Raw genomic sequence first — 18,520 nt, 5'->3', positions numbered from 1 at the left:
TGCGATTGGGCCTCGCTGTGCGTGCCTTGTCTCGATATCTTCTTGCTCCGCCTCAACTAAAGACGGCCGCCGGAGGCTCGAAGGCGCGGATCGGCGCCAGCGCGCCGTCGTAGCGTTCGATTTGCACTGTGCTGAGCTGTCCCGCGCAGCCTTGTGCCAGCGACGAGGTGCCGATGTCGCGCGTCAGCACGTTGGGGTTGCCATGCACGCACATCGGGCGGCCCTGGTCGTCCATCGCAGGGTCGTACCAGGCGCCGGTGGGCAGTTGCACGACGTCTTCGCGCATGTCGGCACACAGGTGGGCGCTGGCCAGGCAGGCGCCGATCTCGTTGAAGAGCCGCACGATGTCGCCCTCCCTGACGCCGCGCGCCGCAGCGGCCGTCGGGTGCAGCGTGCAGACCTCGCGTCCGCGGCGCTTGCTGGCCTGGCTGTGCGCACCGAAGTCGAGCTGGCTGTGCAGCCTGGTGTGCGGTTGGTTGGCGACCAGCCACAGCGGATACTCGGCGGTCGGCGCGAACTTCGGCGCAAGCCACGCCGGATGGCCCGGACAGTCGGCGTAGCCGAAGGCGGCAACGGCCGGCGAGCTGACCTGCACCTTGCCGCTCGGTGTGGGCAGCGGCGCGCTGACGGGGTCGTTCCGGAAGGCGCGCAGCATGCCGCCATCGTCGTCCCGCTGCGGCAGCATGAGTTCGCCGCGCTGCCAGAAGGTCTCGAAATCCGGCGCTTCCAGGCCCAGATCCTCGAGCCCGGCGCGGGTGCGTTCGTACAGGTGGGCCAGCCATTCGCGCGTCGTGCGGCCCTCGCTGAAGGCCTCGAGCGCGCCGAGGCGCCCGGCCAGCTCACAGAAGATGTCGTAGTCGTCGCGCGCCAGGCCGCATGGCTCGGCGATGCGGTGCATCGCCACCACCATCGGATCGGTGGGCGTAGCGCCGATGTCCTCGCGCTCCAGCGTCATGGTGCTGGGCAGCACGATGTCGGCATGGCGCGCGGTCGCGGTCCAGGCGATCTCGTGCACGACGAAGGTGTCGAGGGTGCGGAAAGCCTCGGCCAGGCGCGCTAGGTTCTGGTGGTGGTGAAACGGGTTGCCGCCCGCCCAATAGGCGAGGCGGATATACGGGTAGGTTCGGCGCTGGCCGTTGTAGTCGAAAGGCTGGCCGGGATTGAGCAGCATGTCGCTGATGCGCGCGACCGGAATGAACGCTTTCACGCCGTTGGTGCCCTGGGGCAGCGCGGCCGCCGGCACGGCGTTGTTGCGCTTGCCGTAGTGCGCCAGCGTGCCCAGCGCGTAGTTGTAGCCGCCACCGGGCAGGCCCAGCTGGCCCAGCGCCGCGGCCAGCACCGCGCCCATCCAGACCGGCTGCTCGCCGTGCTCGGCGCGCTGCAGGGAGTGCGACACGACCACCAGCGTGCGCTTGCCGACGAGCGAGCGGGCCAGCTCGACGAGCTGCTGCGCTGGCAGGTCGCAGATCGGTGCGGCCCAGGCGCAGCTCTTGGCCACACCGTCGCTGCGGCCCATCAGGTAGTCCTCGAACGTGGCCCAGCCGGCGCAGCAGCGGGCAATAAAGTCGCGATCATGCGCGCCGTCGCTGACGATCTGGTGCACCAGGGCCAGCATCAGCGCCGTATCGGTGTTGGGCCTCGCGGGCAGCCATTCGAACTGCGCCTCCTCGGGCAGGTCGCTCCTGAGCGGGCTGATGGAGACGAGGCGGCAGACACGCGCCGCCGCTTCGCGCATGGAACCGCGCTCGATGTGGCGGCTGATGCCGCCCGAGGCCACGCGCGAATTCTTCAGCGCCATGCCGCCGAAGGCCAGTACCACCTCGGTGTGCTCGACGATCTGCTCCCACGTCACGTTGCGGCGCGCCACCTCTTCCATCGAGCCGAGGATGTGCGGCAGCATCGGGCCCGAGGCGCCGGCACTGTAGCTGTTGACCGAGCGCACGTAGCCGCCGAGCGTCGTGTTGAGGAAGCGGTGGACCTGGCTCTGCGCATGATGGAAGCGCCCCGCGCTCGACCAGCCGTAGGAGCCGCCGAAGACCGCGCCGGCGCCATGCTGTTCCTTCACGCGCCGCAGTTCCCCGGCCAGCAGGTCCAGCACCTCGCTCCATGGCATGGCCACATACGCGTCCTGGCCGCGCATCGGATCGGGTCCCGGGCCGCGCTCCAGCCAGCCCTTGCGCACCATCGGGGTGGTTACGCGCGCCCTGTGGCGCAGCGCATCGGGAAAATTGTCGATCAACGGGTTCGGGTCCGGATCGTCCGGATGCGGCTTCACCGCGAGCGTACGGCCGTCCCAGGCGGCGGAAAAAACGCCCCAGTGGGCGCTGTGCGGATGGAAAACGGGCGTGTCGGTCGGCATGGTGCGGATGCTTGCTACTCGGCCTTCAATCCACCGCGCTCGACGGCGCGCTTGTAGTTCGCAACGTCCTTGACGATGAAATCGCGGAACGGGTCGCCGGTCAGCGTGGCTTCCCGCGCACCATCGGCGCGGTAGACCTTGAGCACTTCGGGATCCTTCATGGCTTCCTTGACGGCGCGGCCGATGGTGTCGACTACCTCCCTGGGCGTGCCGGCCGGAGCGGCCAGGCCATACCACTGCGTCATCACGACGTCGATGCCCGACTCCTTGAGCGTGGGCACGTCCGGCAGCGAGGGCACGCGGCGCGGGCTGCTCACGGCCAGCAGCCTGAGCTTGCCGCCGGTGATCTGCCCCATCAGCGGCGTGTAGGGCGCGAAGAAGCTTGCCACCTGGCCGCCGAACAGGTCGTTGAGCGCGGGACCCGAGCCCTTGTAGGGGATGTGCAGGATGTCCAGGCTGGCCTGCTGCTTGACCATCTCCATCACGATCTGCGCCGCGCCGCCGGTGCCGGTCGAAGCGTAGGTGAGCTTGCCCGCCTTGGCCTCGGCCACGTAGTCCTTCATGGTCTCGATCTTCGAGTTGCCGCTCACCATCAGGCCGAAGGGCGTCTCGACCAGCTGGGCAATGGGCACGAAGTCTTGAGGCACCTTGTAGGGCAGGTTGCCGCGAATCGCGGGCGCGCTGCCCAGATTGCCGCTCATGGCGAGGATCAGCGTATAGCCGTCGGGCCGGGCGCGCGCCACGGTCTCGGCCGCGATGTTCCCGCCGGCGCCCGCCCTGTTGTCCACGATCACCGCCTGGCCGATGTGTTTGCCGAGCGCATTGGCGATGACGCGGCCGTAGAGGTCGCCGCCGCCGCCGGGCGGAAACCCCACGACCAGCTTGATCGGCTGCTCGGGGTAGCCAGCGTGGGCGATGCCCGTCAGGGCCGTGAAGCCCGCCACGGCGAGCAGGGCCGCCGAGCGGCGCAGGAAATGGCGTCTTGGCGTTGGCACGAGGGTGTCTCCGAATGGGCGATCAGGGGATGCAGCCGGCCTCGTCAGGCTGCCGGTCCTGTTGCGATCGGCGCGCCGGGCTGTGCGCTCCATTCGCTCCACGATCCGGGGTACAGCGCCGCGCCCTTCAGGCCCGCCACTTCCATGGCCAGCAGGTTGTGGCAGGCGGTGACACCCGAGCCGCACTGGTTTACCAGGTCCGTGGCGGGCCTGCCGCCGGTGATGGCGTCGAACTCGGCGCGCAGCTGGTGGGCGGGCTTGAAGCGGCCGTCGGCGTCCAGGTTGTCCTTGAACAGGCGGTTCTTCGCGCCGGGAATGTGGCCGCCGACCGGATCGATCGTTTCGTTCTCGCCTCGGAAGCGGTCGGGTGCGCGGGCGTCGAGCACAAGCTTGCGCCGACTGTCGATGTTGGCTTTCACCTGGTCGTAGGAAAGGGTCGTGACCAGCGGTTCGCGCAACGCGAAGTTGCCGGGCGCCCGCGCGGATGTCGCCTCGGTTGACACCGCATGGCCCGCGGCCTTCCAGGCCGCGATGCCTCCGTCGAGCACGACCACGGCGCGGTGCCCGGCCCAGCGCAGCATCCACCAGAGGCGCGCTGCATACATGCCGCCCGCGTTGTCGTACGCCACGACCTGGGTGTCGCCGGCCACGCCGATCGCGGCCATGGTGCGGGCGAAGGCTTCGCGGGTGGGCAGCGGATGGCGGCCGTTGCGGCCGGTCTTCTCGGCCGAGAGGGCATGTTCCAGATGGAGGTAGACCGCTCCGGGGATGTGCCCCGCGTCGTAGGCCTGCTGGCCGGCGTCGAGCTTGGTCAGTTCGAAGCTGCAGTCCAGCACCAGCGGGGGATGCGCACTGCGTTGCGCGTCGGCCAGTTGCTCGGCGGAGATGAGGGTGTCGTAGGTCATGTGGTTCATTTCCTGGAATCGGCGAGGGCGTCCATGGCGCGCAGCGAACAGGGGTGCGGCTGGCGATGGTTCATTGGGAGACTTCCTTCATCAGCGCAGGCGTGATCGCCGCCTTGTAGCGCGCGATGTCCTCCACGATGAAGTTTCGAAAGCCATCCATCGGCAGGTCGCGCTCGATGGCAGCGTCCTTGCGAATGGCATCGCGTACCTCCGGCGTCGCCAGTGCGCGGCCGAGGTGATCGGACAGCAGCTTCACCACCGCCTGCGGCGTGCCGGCGGGCGCCACCAGGCCGTACCACTGCGTCACCGCCACGTTCACCCCAAGCTCCCTGAAGGTCGGCACCTCGGGGATCGCCGGGTTGCGCTTTTCTCCGGTGATCGCCAGCAGCCGCAGCTGGCCCTGGCGCACCTGGCCGACCAGCGGGGATGCGGTGGCGAAGAAGCTGTCGACCTGGCCGCCCATCATGTCGGTGATGGCCGGGCCCGACCCCTTGTAGGGCACGTGCAGCATCTCCACGCCGGCCTTCTGCTTGACCATTTCCATGCCGATGTGTGCGGCGCCGCCAGTGCCGGTGGAGGCGAAGCTCAGCTTCTGCGTCTTCGCGGCATCGAGCAGGTCGCGCGCCGTCTTGAAGCGCGAACCTTGGCTGACGAACAGGCCGTGCGGCGCCTCCAGGATCAGCCCGATCGCCGTGAAGTCGTCGGGCACCTTGTAGGGAAGGCTCTGCGCCTTCATGGCGGGCGAGACCGCCAGGTTGCCGCTCATGGCCAGCAGGATGGTGTAGCCATCGGGCCTGGCCTTGGCAACGATGTCGGCGGCGATGTTGCCGCCGGCGCCGGCGCGGTTGTCGACGACCACGGCCTGCCCGAGCGTCTTGCCCATGGCGTTGGCGATCAACCGACCGTACAGGTCGCCGCCGCCGCCGGGCGGAAAACCCACCACGAGCTTGAGGGGCTGTTCGGGGTAGGCCGCCTGGGCGGCGGGCGCGGCCAGGGCCAGCATGCCGGCGCCGGCCAACGCGAGGACGCACAGACGGCGGCGACTCGGGACGAGGGTGTGCATGTCATGTCTCCTTTATTGGTTCGTGAGCGAGGGAGGCGCCGTGCGCACTTCCCGGGGTTCAATTCACCGGAGCCAGGCCGCCTGCGCGGCCACGACACGGTCCACCGAGGCGCCGCACTGGCCCAGATAGGCCGCGGGATCCGTCATGTCGCGGATCTCGTCGTCGGTCAGCAGCTTGCCGAGGCCCACGTGCTCGCGCATCGCGTCGGCGAACGTCAGCTTCTGCGTGATGCCGTGCATCGAGGCCTCGTAGATCCATTCGTGCGCGGTCTGCTTGCCGACGCGCTCCGACAGTTCCAGCATCACGCGTTCCGACAGCAGGTAGCCGCGCATCCTGTCGAGGTTGATGGCCATCACGTCGGCATTCACCTTCAGGCCCGCCAGCAGGTTCCTGGCCTGGAACAGCATGGCGCCGGCGATCATGCAGCACTCGGGCAAGGCCTTCCATTCCATCTTCCAGGCGATGCCGTCGCGCTCGCCCTCCTGCACCATGCCCTCGACCATCATTGCGGCGTTGTAGCGCAGCGGCCTGGACAGGCCCGCCAGGTTCTCGGCGGAGGTCGGGTTGCGCTTGTGCGGCATGGTGGACGAGCCGAGCTTCCCTTCAGAGAAACCTTCCTCGACTTCGCCGAACTCGTTGCGCTGCATGTTGAAGAGCTCGTTGCCGATCTTCGACAGCGTGCTGCCCACCATGGCGAGCAGGCTCGTGTATTCGGTGAAGCGGTCGCGCGCCGGTGCCCAGCTGATCGTGGGCACGCCCAGGCCGAGCTTCTGCAGCATCAGGGCCTCGAGCTCGATCGCCTTCGGGCCCAGCGAAGCCTGGCTGCCCACCGCACCGGCGAGCATGCCGACCAGGACGCGCGGTGCGGCCTGCACCAGGCGCTCGTGGTGGCGGCCGAGCTCGTCGAGCCACAGCGCACATTTGTGGCCAAAGGTGATCGGCAGCGCCTGCACGCCGTGCGTGCGGCCCGCCATGGGCGTGTCGCGGTGGGCCACGGCCAGGCGGCTGAGTTCCTTGCCCACGGCCTGCAGGTCGCGCATCGCCACGGCGTGGAATTCCTTGAGCTGCAGTGCCACGCCGGTATCGACCACGTCCTGTGTGGTGGCGCCGTAGTGCACCCATTCGCCGTTCTCCCTGGAGCAGGCGGCCTGCAATTGCTTGAGTGCTGGTACCAGTGAATGCTTGATGCGGCGGATCTCGGCCGACATCGCGGCGATGTCGACGTTCTCGACCTTGGCCTTGCTCGCGATCTCCCTCGCGGCGGCTGCCGGGATGATGCCCAGCTCGGCCTGTGCGGACGCCAGCGCGGCTTCGAAGTCGAGCCACTTCTGGATGCGGTTCTCCTCGCCGAAGATGGTGCGCAGTTCATCGGTGCCCCAAAGGTGCTGAAGCGATTGCATGTCGAAGACGGAAACGGGCATGGAGGTCCTGTGGGTATTAGCGAGAGGTGAGGGAGTCCAGCAACGCGCGCGGCAGCATACGGCCTGGGTTGAAGGTGTTGGCCGGGTCCAGCGCACGTTTGATTTGCGCCATCGCGGCCAGCGCGACCGGGCTCTTGTAGTGCATGAAGGCCGCTTGCTTTTGCCGCCCGATGCCGTGCTCCGCGGAGATGGAGCCGCCCAGCCGCGCAGCGGTGGCATGCACGACACCGTGCACCGCCTCCTCGTGCGAACGGAAATCGGCATCGGCCATGCCGGCAGGCTTGCTCTGGTTGTAGTGCAGGTTGCCGTCGCCCACGTGGCCGAAGCAGACGATGCGAATGCCGGGCATCAGCTGCTGCAGCGCCGCGCCGGCCTCGGCGATGAAATCGGGAATGCGCGAGATGGCCACCGAGATGTCGTGCTTGATCGACGGGCCTTCCAGCCGCTGGGCCTCGGGGACGTGCTCGCGCAGCGCCCAGAAGGCATGGGCCTGGCTGTCGGAGGCGGCGAGCGCGGCATCCAGCACCAGCCCATCATGCATTGCGGCACCCAGCACGTCCTCCACCGCTGGCTGCAGGTCCAGGCTCGCGGAGACTTCGGACACGTCGAGCAGGACCGACCACGGCGTCACGCCGCCAAGCGGTGCGCGCATGCCTGCCGTGGCGTGCCGGAGCACCAGGCCCAGCGGGCCTTCGCCGATCAGCTCGAACGCGGTCACGCGCTCGCCCACCGCATCGGTCAGTCGCGACAGCAGCACCACCGCGGCCTGCGGGTCGCGCACCGCGACCCAGGCCGTGACCACCTGGCGCGGCCGCGAAAAGAGCTTGAAGGTGACGGCGGTCACGATGCCCAGCGTGCCTTCGCCGCCGATGAAGAGCTGCTTCAGGTCGTAGCCCGTGTTGTCCTTGCGCAGCGCACCCAGCAGATCGAGCATGCGGCCATCGGCCAGCACCACTTCCAGGCCCAGCACCAACTCGCGCGTGTTGCCGTAGCGCAGGACCTGCTCGCCGCCCGCGTTGGTGGAGACCACGCCGCCCACCGTGGCACTGCCTTCGGATGCCAGAGAGAGCGGGAACAGGCGGCCCGCCGCCTCGGCCGCCGCCTGCGCCTCGAGCACGGTGCAGCCGGCCTCGACCGTGAGCGTGTTGTCCAGCGGATCCGCGCGACGAACGGCGCGCATGCGCTCGAGGCTCAGCACCACCTCGGTCCTCGAATCGTCGGGCGTAGAGCCACCGACGAGGCCGGTGTTGCCGCCCTGCGGCACGATGGACACGCCCGCGGCCGCGCAGGCCGCGACCACGCGCGACACCTCGTCGGTGCTGGCCGGCCGCACCACGGCGCGCGCGGCGCCGGGGTAGGTGCGGCGCCACTCGGCCTCGTAGCGGGCCATGTCGGTGGCGGCCGTCAACACGTGGGCGGCGCCCACGATGCCGGACAGCGTCTCGGCCAGCGTGTCGGTGACAGGGGCGGCGGGAATGGCGATGGTCGCGGTCATGCAGAAGGCGGGTGCCTCTACGCGCCGATCGTCCCAGCGCGAGAAAAACACCCGATGTCTCCGTCTCTAAAAACGCTTCTCGGCAACCCTGCACGATGGAGCAGGGCGGCCCTGCTCCATCGTGCAGGGATGGCTCATCTATGATTTGAAGTATTTCATTGATTGAAATACAGTTCAATAAACAAAATTCTAATGAGCGTGCCAGGCACTGTCAACCGTGCCCGCACCGATGCGACGATCGAACACAATCTGCACCCATGAGATCCACCCCACCTTCGAAAAGGACATCGGACCTGGGCCCGGCTCGCAAGACGGCACGGCGCGCATCGAGCGTTGCCTCGCTCGCGAAAGCGCCGGCATCCGAAGTGGAGGCCAGTGCGCCGCAGCCGCCCTCCGGCGTGCTCGAGCGCGGCCTGTCGATCCTCGAATGCTTCACCGAGGACCGGTTGCGCCTGAAACTGCGCGAGCTGGCCGAATGCACGGGCCTGGACAAGGCCACGCTGCTGCGGCTGCTCGGTGTGCTGGTGCGAGCCCGCATGGTCCACCGCTTCGACGACGGCGCCTACGCGCCCGGCCCGGCGCTGCTGCACATGGGCATGCTTTACCGGCGCACCTTCGATATCGGGACACGGCTGCAGCCGGTCCTGCAGGAGGTGATGCGGCAGACAGGCGAGACGGTGGCCTTCTACGTGCGCGATGGCGATGAACGCGTCTGCCTCTACCGCGAGAACAGCAGCAACGAGGTGCGCCACCATGTGGAAGTGGGCGCGCGGCTCAAGCTTTCGGCTGGCGGCTCGTCGTCGCATGTGCTGCGCTATTTCACGGGTGGCAGCACGCCCCAGGCGGCGGCCATAGCGCGCGATGGCTTTGCCATCACTCGCGAGGAACGCGTGCCGCAGATCGCGTCGGTGGCCGTGCCGGTGTTCGACAGCGATGGAGTCTTCCAGGGCGCGCTGGTCGTGATCGGTATCGCGCAACGGCAGAGCGCGGCGGCCCAGCGCAAGGCCGTGCAGGTCGCGCAACAAGCCTTGGTGCAGCAGGGCTTCAGCAGCCGTCCGCCCCGGGACTGGCACCGGTAGCCGCAGCGGGCGCGGCGCGCACGCCCCGACGGGTCAGCCGTTGTGCCGGTTTCGCCTTCCAGGCATGAAGCGGCAGACGCTAGGTTGCACCGAACAGCGCGCTGGCCGGCGCGAAGGGCGCTGCGTCCTGCGCTGCATCCGTGAACCTCTCGCACCAAGCCCCCAGCGCGGCGGCCTGCGCATCGTTCATCGCGGGCACGAAGGTGCGCATGCGTTGCTGCAGGCCGGCCCACGTGTAGGGGTCTTCGGGATCGCCGCGGCGCAGTTCACGGTAGGCCGCGAGCTGCCTTCCATCGTGCAGCGTGATGGTCACCCGGCTTGGGCGGCGCTGTGGGAAGGCCTCTTGGAACTCGTTCTTCGGCAGCACCCACATGCGCGCGGCTAGCGCACGCAGCGTCGGGTTGTCGATGTCGGGCGCCTCGGTGTCGGCGATGCCGAGCGCGCCTTTTTGCAGCAGCACCGCCAGCACGTAGCGCAGGCAGAAGCTAGCCTCGGCCGGCTTGACGGGCCACTGCACACCAGCGATCTTGAGCGCGTGCGGGAAGATCTCGATCTTCATCGACTGCACGTCGGCGGCGCTGATGGCGTGCTCCTCGATGAGCGCGCGCGTGGCGTCGAGCGGCGTGAAAAGCATCGCGCATGCCGGCCAGGCCTTGATGCTGGCTGTATGCAGCCGCTCGGGCGCGTCCAGCCCCCCATCCACTGAGGTCAATGGACCTTCGCCCGCGAGCGCGGCGTACATGCCGCGCCGCCCGGTAAAGAAGGCTCGCGCGCCCGGCAGGCCGACCTGAGCGGCGTATGCTGCCGTCATGCCGTTACGCACGGCGAACGCGGGGTGCAGCGACTTGGATTCGTGCGCATCGTCGTCCACCAGTTGCCAGAGGCCGGCCGCCTGCGTGGCGGCGATGCCCAGCGCATGGTGCAGCCGTGGTGCATCCAGTCCCATCGCCATGCCGGCCGCAGCGGCTGCGCCGACGGTGCCGGCCGTGGCGGTCGCGTGAAACTGGCCTGCGTGGCGCGCGCCCAAGGCCTCGCCCAAACGCAGTGCGACTTCGTAACCGGCCACGATGGCCCGTGCGGCGCGTTCGCGCGTCAGCCTGAGGGAAGACGCCAGCGCCAGCACAGGCGTGATGGCGACCACGCCCGGATGCAGCATCGCCGCACGGTGGGCGTCGTCGATTTCGCGAAGGTGCGTGATGCCGGCGTTGACGAAGCCAGCAGCCAGCGGTGTCGCGCACGCGGCGTTGGTTCCGAACAGCGCCGCCTGGCCCGCGCCGGGCATCAGCGTCTGTCCCAGGCCGCGCAGGGTCGCGGCGGCCGGCAAGTCCCGAGCCGACCAGCCGGCGGTGAACCAGTCCAGCAGTGCCTGCGCCAGTCGCGCGCGCGTAACTGCCCGCAACGGCTGCGCCGCCTGATCGAACAGGTGCGCCACCAGAGTGGATTCGGGCAAGGCCGCGTTGGCGGAAGCTGTGGTCACGGCGATCACCATGTTTTATTGAATGAAATATATATCATTATATAAAATACTGCTTCTTGCTGAGACTTCCATGAGCCTCTCCATTCAATCCTTCTTCGATACGTCCACCGCCACGTTTTCCCATGTGGTCGACGACGGCGCTGGCGTCTGTGCCGTCGTCGACCCGGTGCTGGGCTTCGACCAGAATTCCGGCCGCACCCATTCGCGTCCGGTCGAGACCGTTGCCGCGCACATCGATGCGCACGGCCTGCGGGTGCAGTGGCTCCTTGAGACACATGCCCATGCGGATCACCTGTCCGGCGCGCCCTGGCTGCAGCGGCGCTTCGGCGGCGCGCTGGCGATCGGCGCTGGCATCACCGAGGTGCAGCGTGAATTCCGTGGTGTCTTCAACGCCGACGACATGGCTGTGGACGGCTCGCAGTTCAACCGGCTGTTCGCCGATGGCGAGGTCTTCTCCATCGGCCGACTGCAGGCTCAGGCGATGCATGTGCCTGGTCATACGCCAGCTGACGTGGCGTATCGCATCGCGGATCCGGGGGGCGGCCCGGATGCCGTCTTTGTGGGCGACACCTTGTTCATGCCCGACGTGGGCACGGCCCGCTGCGATTTCCCAGGCGGCGACGCGCCCACCTTGTTCCGTTCGATCCGCCGCCTATTGACGCTGCCGCTGAAAACAGTGCTCTACCTTTGCCACGACTACCCGCCCGCGCACCGCGAGGCAACCTGCATCACCTCTGTCGCACAACAGCGCGCTGACAACATCCATGTGCGCGACGGCGTACTCGAGGCGGTATTCGTTGCGCGCCGCCAGGCTCGCGACGCCACGCTGGCTTTGCCGACGCTGATGCTGCCGTCGGTGCAGGTCAACATGCGCGGCGGCCGCATGCCGCCTTCGGATGCCAACGGCACCGCCTATCTGAAGATTCCCGTGGACCGGTTGTGAACACGCGTTGGCGGCAGAAGGACTTGGGGGGCGGTATTCGATTGCGTCTTCGCCCCGATCTCGCATACGCCCTTGGCCGAAACGAATGCTATTGACGTAGCTATGCTGCAACGGCTCGGCCCCCCGCATTGAGTCTGAAAACGCGCACTGCGCGCACCAGGCTGACGACACGCAGCGACTGCGCCGCGGCCGAGTGGGCTTCACGCTGCCAGATATACCCGTGGTGGCGTCGCTGCGGCCCAATTGCCGCGGCTCCGCGGCTCCTGTCTAAGGCAACGCTGAAAAAGCCGCCGATTTGATTGGTTCATCGACGAGGGGTTTGCGCATTGCGGGATTGAGGGCCGGAGAGGAGCGATTTCGAGGCGATTGGGCGCCATGGGTGCCCGCGCAGGGGCGCTGGGCGCCCATTGTGGACGCACTCATATTCCAACCACTTGGGACATTGATAGCTGTCATGCACCAGCTTGCGATGGCTGAACCCGCCGCCCGGCACTTCGCGCGGACCGTCAAACACCGTCCCACCGCCGGCGGTGAGCCAGGCGGCCCACCGCGACATCGACGACTTCATGACCGTCCCGCGCTCGCGCTCAGGGTGACGAGAAGCTCGTCCAATTGCTCGAACTGCTCGGGCATCCCGCCTTCCATCCCGACGATGGCACCGTCGAGAGCTTCCTTCGAGGGATAGAGTTCGTGCAAGACCAGCAGCGTCTTGCCACCTTTTTCCTCGAAGGTCACCGTGGTGACGGCACCGTCGTCAGTTTCGTCATTGGTCCAGACGAGGCGCGAGTGCGGTGCCACTTCGATATACCTACCGAAGAACGCCATAGGCTTTGAGGCTTCGTGGCCGAACTCGAAACGGTACCTGCCCCCGACACGAACATCCGCCTCGCAGGAAAGCAGGGACACGCCTGTCGACTTCGGTGCCCACCACCGCTTGAGCAGCTCGGGCTTGGTCCACGCCTCGAACACGATGCGCGCCGAGCCGTTGAAGGTTCGCGTAACGACTAGCTCACGCTCGGATTTCCGTTCCACTGTCGTGCGGTTCTTCATGAGGGTAGGCTCACTCTCTCTTCTTGCGTCCATCGACCTTCTCCTTCCGTTTCAGTTCCTCGACAACCTTGTCCAGCTCGTCGAAGCGGGCGTCCCAGAGCTGGTGGTACCTCTCGATCCATGCCGCCTCTTCCTCAAGTCGGCGCAGGCCGAGCTTGCAGGTCCGCACGCGCCCGACCTTCTCCGTGGTGACGAGCCCCGCCTGCTCCAAGACGCCGACATGCTTCTTCATGCCCGTGAGGGTCATGTGGAACTTCTCGGCAAGGTCCGTGATTGAAGCGTCTGCACCTCCGAGCTGCTCCAGAACGCCGCGTCGGGTGGCGTCCGAGAACGCGGCGAACGAGGCATCGAAGCGGGCCCGGCTATACTGAACCATGCAGTTCAGTATACACACGGATTGGCGGCATGCAAGGGGAGGCCGAGCGCGCGCTGCGCTGCCGGCCGCCTTCCCCCAAATCGACCCCATCTTGATGCAGATTCAATCGACTCGGCAATCCCCAGGCCCGTAGCTTCGGAATTAAAAAAAGTCCACCACCCTTGCGTCGTTGCGTTGTAGCTGGATGAAGCAACAAACCCTTGCCGCAGCAGCCGATCAAGGCGCCGGATTCGAACAGTACCTCCGAGCAACCAAGCGCGATGTGTTCCTTGCGACGATGAACGAGATCGTTCCCTGGCACGCACTGTGCGAGGTGATCGAACCGCACTACCCGAAGTCCGGCAACGGCCGCCCGCCAGTGGGCCTGGAGCGCATGCTGCGGATGTACTTCGTGCAGCACTGGTTCAACCTGGCCGATGAGGCTTGTGAAGAGGCGCTGCTGGACAGCACGGCACTGCGCGGCTTCGTGGGCATTGATCTGGGCCGAGAGCGCGTGCCCGACGGCACGACGTTGCTGAACTTCGTCGTCTGCTGGAGAAGCATCAACTGGGCGAGCGGCTGTTTGCCACGGTCGGCCAGGTGCCAAGAACGCCACGCGCTCGTTCGTGGCCCTGAGCTTGGCCAACATCTACTTGGCGCGTCAGCGCCTCATGGCATGAGTGCGTCCACAATGGGCGCCCAGCGCCCCTGCGCGAGCACCCATGGCGCCCAATCGCCTCGAAATCGCTCCTCTCCGGCCCTCAATCCCGCAATGCGCAAACCCCTCGCCAATGAACCAATCAAATCGGCGGCTTTTTCAGCGTTGCCCTAAGCCGTCCGCTGCAGCGGCACAACGTTGTTGGCCGTCAAGATGGCGTCAATGCGCTGACCGAGTCGCTGCCATGCCTCACGCTTTTCTTCGACGTAGTCATGATGCAGATAGTGCCTGCGCACTTTGCTGCCTGGCAACACGTGGTTCTGGCAGCGATCAATCACGTCCGGGCTGACGCGCAGCGCCTGCTTCATCGTGGAGGCGGTTCGAAGCAGGTCATGCGGCGTCCATTCGCCGTTCTTGCCATCGGCTAGCACCAGCGAGTCATTGTTCCTGCGGTGTCGGAGAAAAATTCGCAACCTTCTCAAAGTGCCGCACTGCCGATCAACCCCAAGTTCGCCTTGAGCATGTCAAACACCTTGCGGGTACGCGGACTGATGACGTTCCTGCGGATGAACAAGTGGTAGGCCAAGTCGGGAAGGCGGGGTAGACCGTCATTTTCGCCCAGCACGCGTAGGTCCGCACCCACCAGCTCGACACCGCGCGCAGTCACGCCTAAGCCGGCACGCAGAGCAGCCTTGATACCTATCAAGCTCGAGGCGGTGTAGCTGGCCGTCCAGCGGATCCCGGCGGCGTCCAGCGCCTCACGTGCCATCTTGTGGAACACGCTGGGTCCTTCCACCAGGATCAGCGGCAGCGGCTTGACGCGGTCATGCATATAGTTGGCCGAACACAGCCACACGGTTGGCGATGTGCGCAACACCACGCCCTCCAGCGTGGCGTCGTGGCGGTTGGAGATCGTCATGTCGATCTCTCCGCGCTTGAGCGACTCCATGAGGAAGGGGCTTCGGCCCACTTGGATGTCCAACTGCAGCAGCGGTGAAGCGCGCGCCACCTGTGCCAGCAGCGGTGGCAGCATGGTGTCGGCCACGTCGTGCGGTGCACCTATGCGCAGCACGCCTTCGAGGTGGCCCTGCTGCAAGCTGCGCAGAGCCTCGTCATTGATGGTCAATAGGTGCCGCGCATATTCCAGCAGCTTTTGTCCATGTGGCGTCAGGCGTTTGTGGCGTCCGTGCTTTTCAAACAGGGGGCGGCCGATCTGGTCCTCCAGCCGCTGCATTTGCTGCGTCACCGCGGATTGCGTTTTGGACAGGCGCACAGCGGCGGCGGCGAAGCTGTCTTGCTCGTCAATGGCCACCAAGGCCCTGAGCAATTCCAGATCCAGGGTGTCCATATATTAATAAGTCTAATGTATTTGCTTTGGCTTCTCGCTTGTTGGGCGTAACTGGTTTGCCTAAAGTAAGTCCAGTCAGGCCTTATTTCACTTAGGAAACCTTCATGAGCGTAGCAGAGCAGCGCAAACAAGCGGTTGCGGACAGCATTCGAAACATTAAAGATTCTGTTGGTAATGGCGAACCCACGCGCGAGTCTCTGGCCGCGGTGCTGGTTGCCCTCAACCAGCTCGCGGCGCGCAAAGAGTTGTGGAGCGCCAGTGAGTTCGCCGCGCCCCAAGGCGACGAACTGCAGGCTCGCTACCTGATTGCCGAAGACGCTGATCAGAGCTTCGCGCTCTACCTGAATGTCATGCGCCCAGGCAAGCGGATCGTGCCCCACAACCACACCACCTGGGCCTGTATCAGCGCGGTGGAAGGGATCGAGGTCAACCGCCTCTATGAGCGCCAAGACGATGGCTCGGCGCCGGGCAGGGCTCAACTCAAGCAGGCCGGCTCCATGACGGTAGAACCCGGCACCGGCATCGCGTTGATGCCCGATGACATCCACTCCGTGGAGATCCCGGTCGGCCAGGTCATCCGCCACCTGCACATGTATGGCCGCGCGCTGGAGACGCTGAACGCGCGGACCGCCTACGACATGGAAAAAGGCACCTGCGAGACCATGTCCCTCGGCGTGCCGACCCGACGCGCATGAACGCGCCCGACCACGCGCCAACCCTCGCAGTTGCAATGACATCCTGGGTAGAAGCGGCCACGCTCAAGGCCTGGCTGCACGACGGGCGCGAGATAGCGCTGTTCGATGTGCGCGAGCACGGCCAGTATGGCCAAGCTCACCTGTTCTACGGCATCTCCCTGCCTTATAGCCGGCTGGAGATCGAGGCTCCTCGCCTGGCGCCGCGCAAAAGTGTGCGCCTTGTCGTTCACGATGGCGGAGATGGCGTTGCGTTGACAGCTGCGCAGCGCCTGGTAGCGCTGGGTTACACCGATGTCCATGTGCTCCGTGGCGGCACGGCGGGCTGGCAGGCTGCGGGATTTCCGCTGTTTGCCGGCGTCAATGTTCCATCCAAGACCTTTGGTGAATTGGCCGAGCAGGTCTATCGCACGCCACATGTCGGCGCGAATGATCTGGCGGCGATGCTGGAGCGCAAGGAAGACGTCGTGGTGCTCGACGGACGGCCGTTCACCGAGTTCCAGAAGATGAACATCCCGACGGCCATCAATTGCCCCAACGGCGAGCTGGCCCTGCGCATCCGCAGCCTCGTTCCGAGCGAGAAGACCCGCATCGTGGTCAACTGCGCAGGGCGCACGCGCAGCATCATCGGCGCGCAGACGCTGATCAATCTGGGTTTGCCCAACCCGGTGTTCGCGCTGGAGAACGGCACGCAAGGTTGGCACTTGGCCGACCTGGCGTTGGAGCATGGGGGAAGCCGCCGCTACGGCAATGCGGACGAACCCGCCGCAAAAAGCGCCATGCAGGCAGCGGCCAGTGCATTGGCCCGGCGCTTCGAAGTGCCTACAGTCACCGCGGACACCGTGCGCACGTGGGCGGTCGATCCGCAGCGCACCTTGTTTTTGTGCGACGTGCGCACTCCCGAAGAATTCGCCAAGGGCAGCCTGCCCGGCGCCCAGCACACGCCGGGCGGCCAACTGATGCAGGCCAACGACCAGTACCTGGGTGTGCGCCATGCCCGGCTGGTGGTGTTCGATTCGGACGGTATTCGTGCCCGTACGGTGGCGAGCTGGTTGCGCCAGATGGGCCATGACGCCAGCGTGCTGGACCAGGGCCTGGACAGCGGACTCGCGCTCCCTCCGGCCGAGATTGCGCCGTTGCCGCCGCTGCCGTCCATCAGCCCGAAGGCATTGGCTGCGGGTCTGGCCGGGCGCGGCGTGGCCGCCATCGACTTGCGGCCCAGCATGCAGTTTCGCAAGGGGCACATTGCAGGCACGCGTTGGTCAATCCGTCCGCGCCTGACCGCCGCCTTGGCTGGCGAGCAGCGGCCGGTGGTGCTGATTGCGGACGATCCCGCGGTAGCGGGCTGCGCGGCCATTGACCTTGCGGAGCTCGGCCTGCACGCCAGCCTGCTCGAAGGCGGCACGGCGAATTGGCAAGCTGCGGGGCTGCCACTGCGCGCCGGTGACGGCGCGCTTCCCGACAGCGATTGCATCGATTTCTTGTTCTTCGTCCACGACCGGCACGACGGCAACAAGGAGGCGGCGCGCCAGTACCTCGCCTGGGAGGTCAACCTGGTTGGCCAACTGGACGCGCTGGAACTGGGCGCGTTCCGTTTGCCGCCCGCTCTGCGGCCGCACCCGTCCTCACCTTCCGCTTGATCGCCTGAGTCAACTGCCCTTCACTTCACGGGAGACCGCCATGCTTGCCAAGATCAAACTCACCGCCGCCTCGCTCTGCTGGAGCCTGTGTGTCCTGCAGGGTGCATCAGCCCAGCCCATGCCGCAGGTGGGCGAGTTTCCGAACCAGCCGATCAAGTTCGTCTCCCCGTTTCCGCCTGGCGGCGGCAATGACGCCAGCACGCGTTTCGTGACCAGTCGCCTCCCGGAGATCATTGGCCAGTCCGCTGTGGTGGACAACCGCGCGGGCGCCGGCGGCAACATCGGCGCGAAGGCGGTAGCCGAGGCCAAACCCGACGGCTACACGGTTCTTACGGGACAGGTGTCGCTGATGGCCGTGAATCCCTCGCTCTATGCCGCGCCGGGCTTCGATCCGTTGAAGAACTTTGTGCCCATCACCCAGATCAATGCCGCGCCGTTGGTGCTGGTCGTGGCCAGCAACTCACCGCTCAAAACCATTGCCGATCTGGTCGAAAAAATAAAGGCGCAACCTGGTCGCGTCACCTATGCCACGCCTGGCAATGGCACGCTCTCGCACCTGGTGGGCGTGGTGCTGGAAAAGGACAGCGGGATGACCATGACCCATGTTCCGTACAAGGGCGCGGCCCCGGCGATGACCGACCTGTTGGGTGGCCAGGTGGACCTGCTCATTACCTCCACCGCATCGGTGGCCGGCTCCATCCAAAGCGGCAAGATGCGCGCCTTGGCGGTGACCAGTCCGCGCCGCATCGGTGTGTTCGAGAAGGTGCCCACGCTGGAAGAGCTGGGCTACCGCAACACGACCTTTGAAGACTGGTACGGCTTCTTTGCTCCGGCCGGCACGCCGCCCGATCGCGTTGCCTATCTGAACCGGAGCATCGTTCGCGCACTCAACACGCCCGAAGTCACCAAGCTGATCACCGACGGCGGCAGCGCCGTGGTTGCCAACGGTTCCGCCGCCTTTGCTGCACAGCTGAAGGATGACATTGCCCGCTGGTCGCGCGTCGTGAAGCTCTCGGGCGCCCGTCTGGACTAGCACCTG

General features: G+C 66.5%; 16 protein-coding genes and 1 pseudogene. 6 read left to right on the top strand and 11 right to left on the bottom strand.

The features are described 5' to 3' along the window. Positions 1 to 52: 52 nt before the first annotated feature. The 6 genes from BLS74_RS27475 to BLS74_RS27450 all read right to left on the bottom strand — a co-directional run bounded on the left by BLS74_RS27475 (position 53) and on the right by BLS74_RS27450 (position 8,239). The gene (locus tag BLS74_RS27475; protein WP_093110310.1) at positions 53 to 2,359 is read right to left on the bottom strand and encodes a molybdopterin-dependent oxidoreductase; all 2,307 of its coding nucleotides are present in this window, start codon (positions 2,357 to 2,359) and stop codon (positions 53 to 55) included. 14 nt (positions 2,360 to 2,373) lie between these two features. Then, entirely contained in the window at positions 2,374 to 3,354 is a 981-nt protein-coding gene (locus tag BLS74_RS27470) for a Bug family tripartite tricarboxylate transporter substrate binding protein (protein WP_244504027.1), read from the bottom strand. 44 nt (positions 3,355 to 3,398) lie between these two features. After that, on the bottom strand, positions 3,399 to 4,268 hold the full coding sequence (locus tag BLS74_RS27465; RefSeq protein ID WP_093110309.1) for a sulfurtransferase: 870 nt from the start codon (positions 4,266 to 4,268) through the stop codon (positions 3,399 to 3,401). A gap of 61 nt (positions 4,269 to 4,329) precedes the next feature. Further along, the gene (locus BLS74_RS27460; protein WP_093110308.1) at positions 4,330 to 5,322 is read right to left on the bottom strand and encodes a tripartite tricarboxylate transporter substrate binding protein; all 993 of its coding nucleotides are present in this window, start codon (positions 5,320 to 5,322) and stop codon (positions 4,330 to 4,332) included. A gap of 63 nt (positions 5,323 to 5,385) precedes the next feature. Continuing rightward, positions 5,386 to 6,744: an adenylosuccinate lyase gene (purB, locus tag BLS74_RS27455; protein ID WP_093110307.1), complete on the bottom strand. Its 1,359-nt coding sequence runs from the start codon at positions 6,742 to 6,744 to the stop codon at positions 5,386 to 5,388. 16 nt (positions 6,745 to 6,760) lie between these two features. Next, the gene (locus tag BLS74_RS27450) at positions 6,761 to 8,239 is read right to left on the bottom strand and encodes an FAD-binding oxidoreductase (protein ID WP_093110381.1); all 1,479 of its coding nucleotides are present in this window, start codon (positions 8,237 to 8,239) and stop codon (positions 6,761 to 6,763) included. Positions 8,240 to 8,496: 257 nt separating this feature from the next. Between BLS74_RS27450 and BLS74_RS27445 the strand changes: the two genes are divergently transcribed. Then, on the top strand, positions 8,497 to 9,318 hold the full coding sequence (locus BLS74_RS27445) for an IclR family transcriptional regulator (protein ID WP_244504026.1): 822 nt from the start codon (positions 8,497 to 8,499) through the stop codon (positions 9,316 to 9,318). 79 nt (positions 9,319 to 9,397) lie between these two features. On the opposite strand, the gene BLS74_RS27440 is transcribed toward BLS74_RS27445, so the two are convergent. After that, the gene (locus BLS74_RS27440; RefSeq protein ID WP_244504025.1) at positions 9,398 to 10,795 is read right to left on the bottom strand and encodes an MmgE/PrpD family protein; all 1,398 of its coding nucleotides are present in this window, start codon (positions 10,793 to 10,795) and stop codon (positions 9,398 to 9,400) included. Positions 10,796 to 10,865: 70 nt separating this feature from the next. Here BLS74_RS27440 and BLS74_RS27435 point away from each other — a divergent pair, with 70 nt between their 5' ends. Beyond that, a complete protein-coding gene (locus BLS74_RS27435) occupies positions 10,866 to 11,738 on the top strand; it encodes an MBL fold metallo-hydrolase (RefSeq protein ID WP_093110304.1) in 873 nt (290 codons plus the stop codon). A 564-nt stretch (positions 11,739 to 12,302) separates the two neighbouring features. Here the strand turns inward: BLS74_RS27435 and BLS74_RS27430 are convergent. Continuing rightward, entirely contained in the window at positions 12,303 to 12,788 is a 486-nt protein-coding gene (locus tag BLS74_RS27430) for an SRPBCC family protein (RefSeq protein ID WP_093110380.1), read from the bottom strand. A gap of 10 nt (positions 12,789 to 12,798) precedes the next feature. Then, positions 12,799 to 13,164: an ArsR/SmtB family transcription factor gene (locus BLS74_RS27425; protein WP_093110303.1), complete on the bottom strand. Its 366-nt coding sequence runs from the start codon at positions 13,162 to 13,164 to the stop codon at positions 12,799 to 12,801. Positions 13,165 to 13,348: 184 nt separating this feature from the next. On the opposite strand from BLS74_RS27425, the pseudogene BLS74_RS27420 reads away from it, so the two are divergent. Beyond that, a pseudogene (locus tag BLS74_RS27420) lies at positions 13,349 to 13,746 on the top strand (transposase); the annotation flags it as partial. Positions 13,747 to 13,971: 225 nt separating this feature from the next. Here the strand turns inward: BLS74_RS27420 and BLS74_RS27415 are convergent. Then, positions 13,972 to 14,169, bottom strand: a complete 198-nt coding sequence (locus BLS74_RS27415) for a site-specific integrase (protein ID WP_212733707.1) — start codon at positions 14,167 to 14,169, stop codon at positions 13,972 to 13,974. Positions 14,170 to 14,279: 110 nt separating this feature from the next. Next, on the bottom strand, positions 14,280 to 15,149 hold the full coding sequence (locus BLS74_RS27410; RefSeq protein ID WP_093110302.1) for a LysR substrate-binding domain-containing protein: 870 nt from the start codon (positions 15,147 to 15,149) through the stop codon (positions 14,280 to 14,282). 104 nt (positions 15,150 to 15,253) lie between these two features. Between BLS74_RS27410 and BLS74_RS27405 the strand changes: the two genes are divergently transcribed. Genes BLS74_RS27405 through BLS74_RS27395 form a run of 3 tightly spaced genes read left to right on the top strand, consistent with a single transcriptional unit; the run spans position 15,254 to position 18,514 of the window. Beyond that, entirely contained in the window at positions 15,254 to 15,844 is a 591-nt protein-coding gene (locus BLS74_RS27405; RefSeq protein ID WP_093110301.1) for a cysteine dioxygenase family protein, read from the top strand. Positions 15,845 to 15,879: 35 nt separating this feature from the next. Next, positions 15,880 to 17,481, top strand: coding sequence for a rhodanese-like domain-containing protein (locus tag BLS74_RS27400; protein ID WP_093110300.1), 1,602 nt, complete (start codon positions 15,880 to 15,882; stop codon positions 17,479 to 17,481). A 40-nt stretch (positions 17,482 to 17,521) separates the two neighbouring features. Beyond that, complete coding sequence (locus BLS74_RS27395) at positions 17,522 to 18,514, top strand: Bug family tripartite tricarboxylate transporter substrate binding protein (protein WP_093110299.1); 993 nt, start codon at positions 17,522 to 17,524, stop codon at positions 18,512 to 18,514. Positions 18,515 to 18,520 lie beyond the last annotated feature (6 nt).

The sequence above is a fragment of the Variovorax sp. CF079 genome, from assembly GCF_900101545.1.
Lineage (GTDB): Bacteria > Pseudomonadota > Gammaproteobacteria > Burkholderiales > Burkholderiaceae_C > Variovorax.
The sequence above is the reverse complement of the archived record's forward strand: the minus strand, read 5'-3'. Positions and strand labels throughout refer to the sequence as shown.

Excerpts from the sequence above, each read along its gene's own strand:
- BLS74_RS27460 (WP_093110308.1), bottom strand. The coding sequence starts at position 5,322 with ATGCACACCCTCGTCCCGAGTCGCCGCCGTCTGTGCGTCCTCGCGTTG.
- BLS74_RS27450 (WP_093110381.1), bottom strand. The coding sequence starts at position 8,239 with ATGACCGCGACCATCGCCATTCCCGCCGCCCCTGTCACCGACACGCTG.
- BLS74_RS27445 (WP_244504026.1), top strand. The coding sequence starts at position 8,497 with ATGAGATCCACCCCACCTTCGAAAAGGACATCGGACCTGGGCCCGGCT.
- BLS74_RS27475 (WP_093110310.1), bottom strand. The coding sequence starts at position 2,359 with ATGCCGACCGACACGCCCGTTTTCCATCCGCACAGCGCCCACTGGGGC.
- BLS74_RS27430 (WP_093110380.1), bottom strand. The coding sequence starts at position 12,788 with ATGAAGAACCGCACGACAGTGGAACGGAAATCCGAGCGTGAGCTAGTC.
- BLS74_RS27410 (WP_093110302.1), bottom strand. The coding sequence starts at position 15,149 with ATGGACACCCTGGATCTGGAATTGCTCAGGGCCTTGGTGGCCATTGAC.
- BLS74_RS27465 (WP_093110309.1), bottom strand. The coding sequence starts at position 4,268 with ATGAACCACATGACCTACGACACCCTCATCTCCGCCGAGCAACTGGCC.
- BLS74_RS27415 (WP_212733707.1), bottom strand. The coding sequence starts at position 14,169 with ATGAAGCAGGCGCTGCGCGTCAGCCCGGACGTGATTGATCGCTGCCAG.
- purB (WP_093110307.1), bottom strand. The coding sequence starts at position 6,744 with ATGCCCGTTTCCGTCTTCGACATGCAATCGCTTCAGCACCTTTGGGGC.
- BLS74_RS27405 (WP_093110301.1), top strand. The coding sequence starts at position 15,254 with ATGAGCGTAGCAGAGCAGCGCAAACAAGCGGTTGCGGACAGCATTCGA.
- BLS74_RS27425 (WP_093110303.1), bottom strand. The coding sequence starts at position 13,164 with ATGGTTCAGTATAGCCGGGCCCGCTTCGATGCCTCGTTCGCCGCGTTC.
- BLS74_RS27400 (WP_093110300.1), top strand. The coding sequence starts at position 15,880 with ATGACATCCTGGGTAGAAGCGGCCACGCTCAAGGCCTGGCTGCACGAC.
- BLS74_RS27435 (WP_093110304.1), top strand. The coding sequence starts at position 10,866 with ATGAGCCTCTCCATTCAATCCTTCTTCGATACGTCCACCGCCACGTTT.
- BLS74_RS27395 (WP_093110299.1), top strand. The coding sequence starts at position 17,522 with ATGCTTGCCAAGATCAAACTCACCGCCGCCTCGCTCTGCTGGAGCCTG.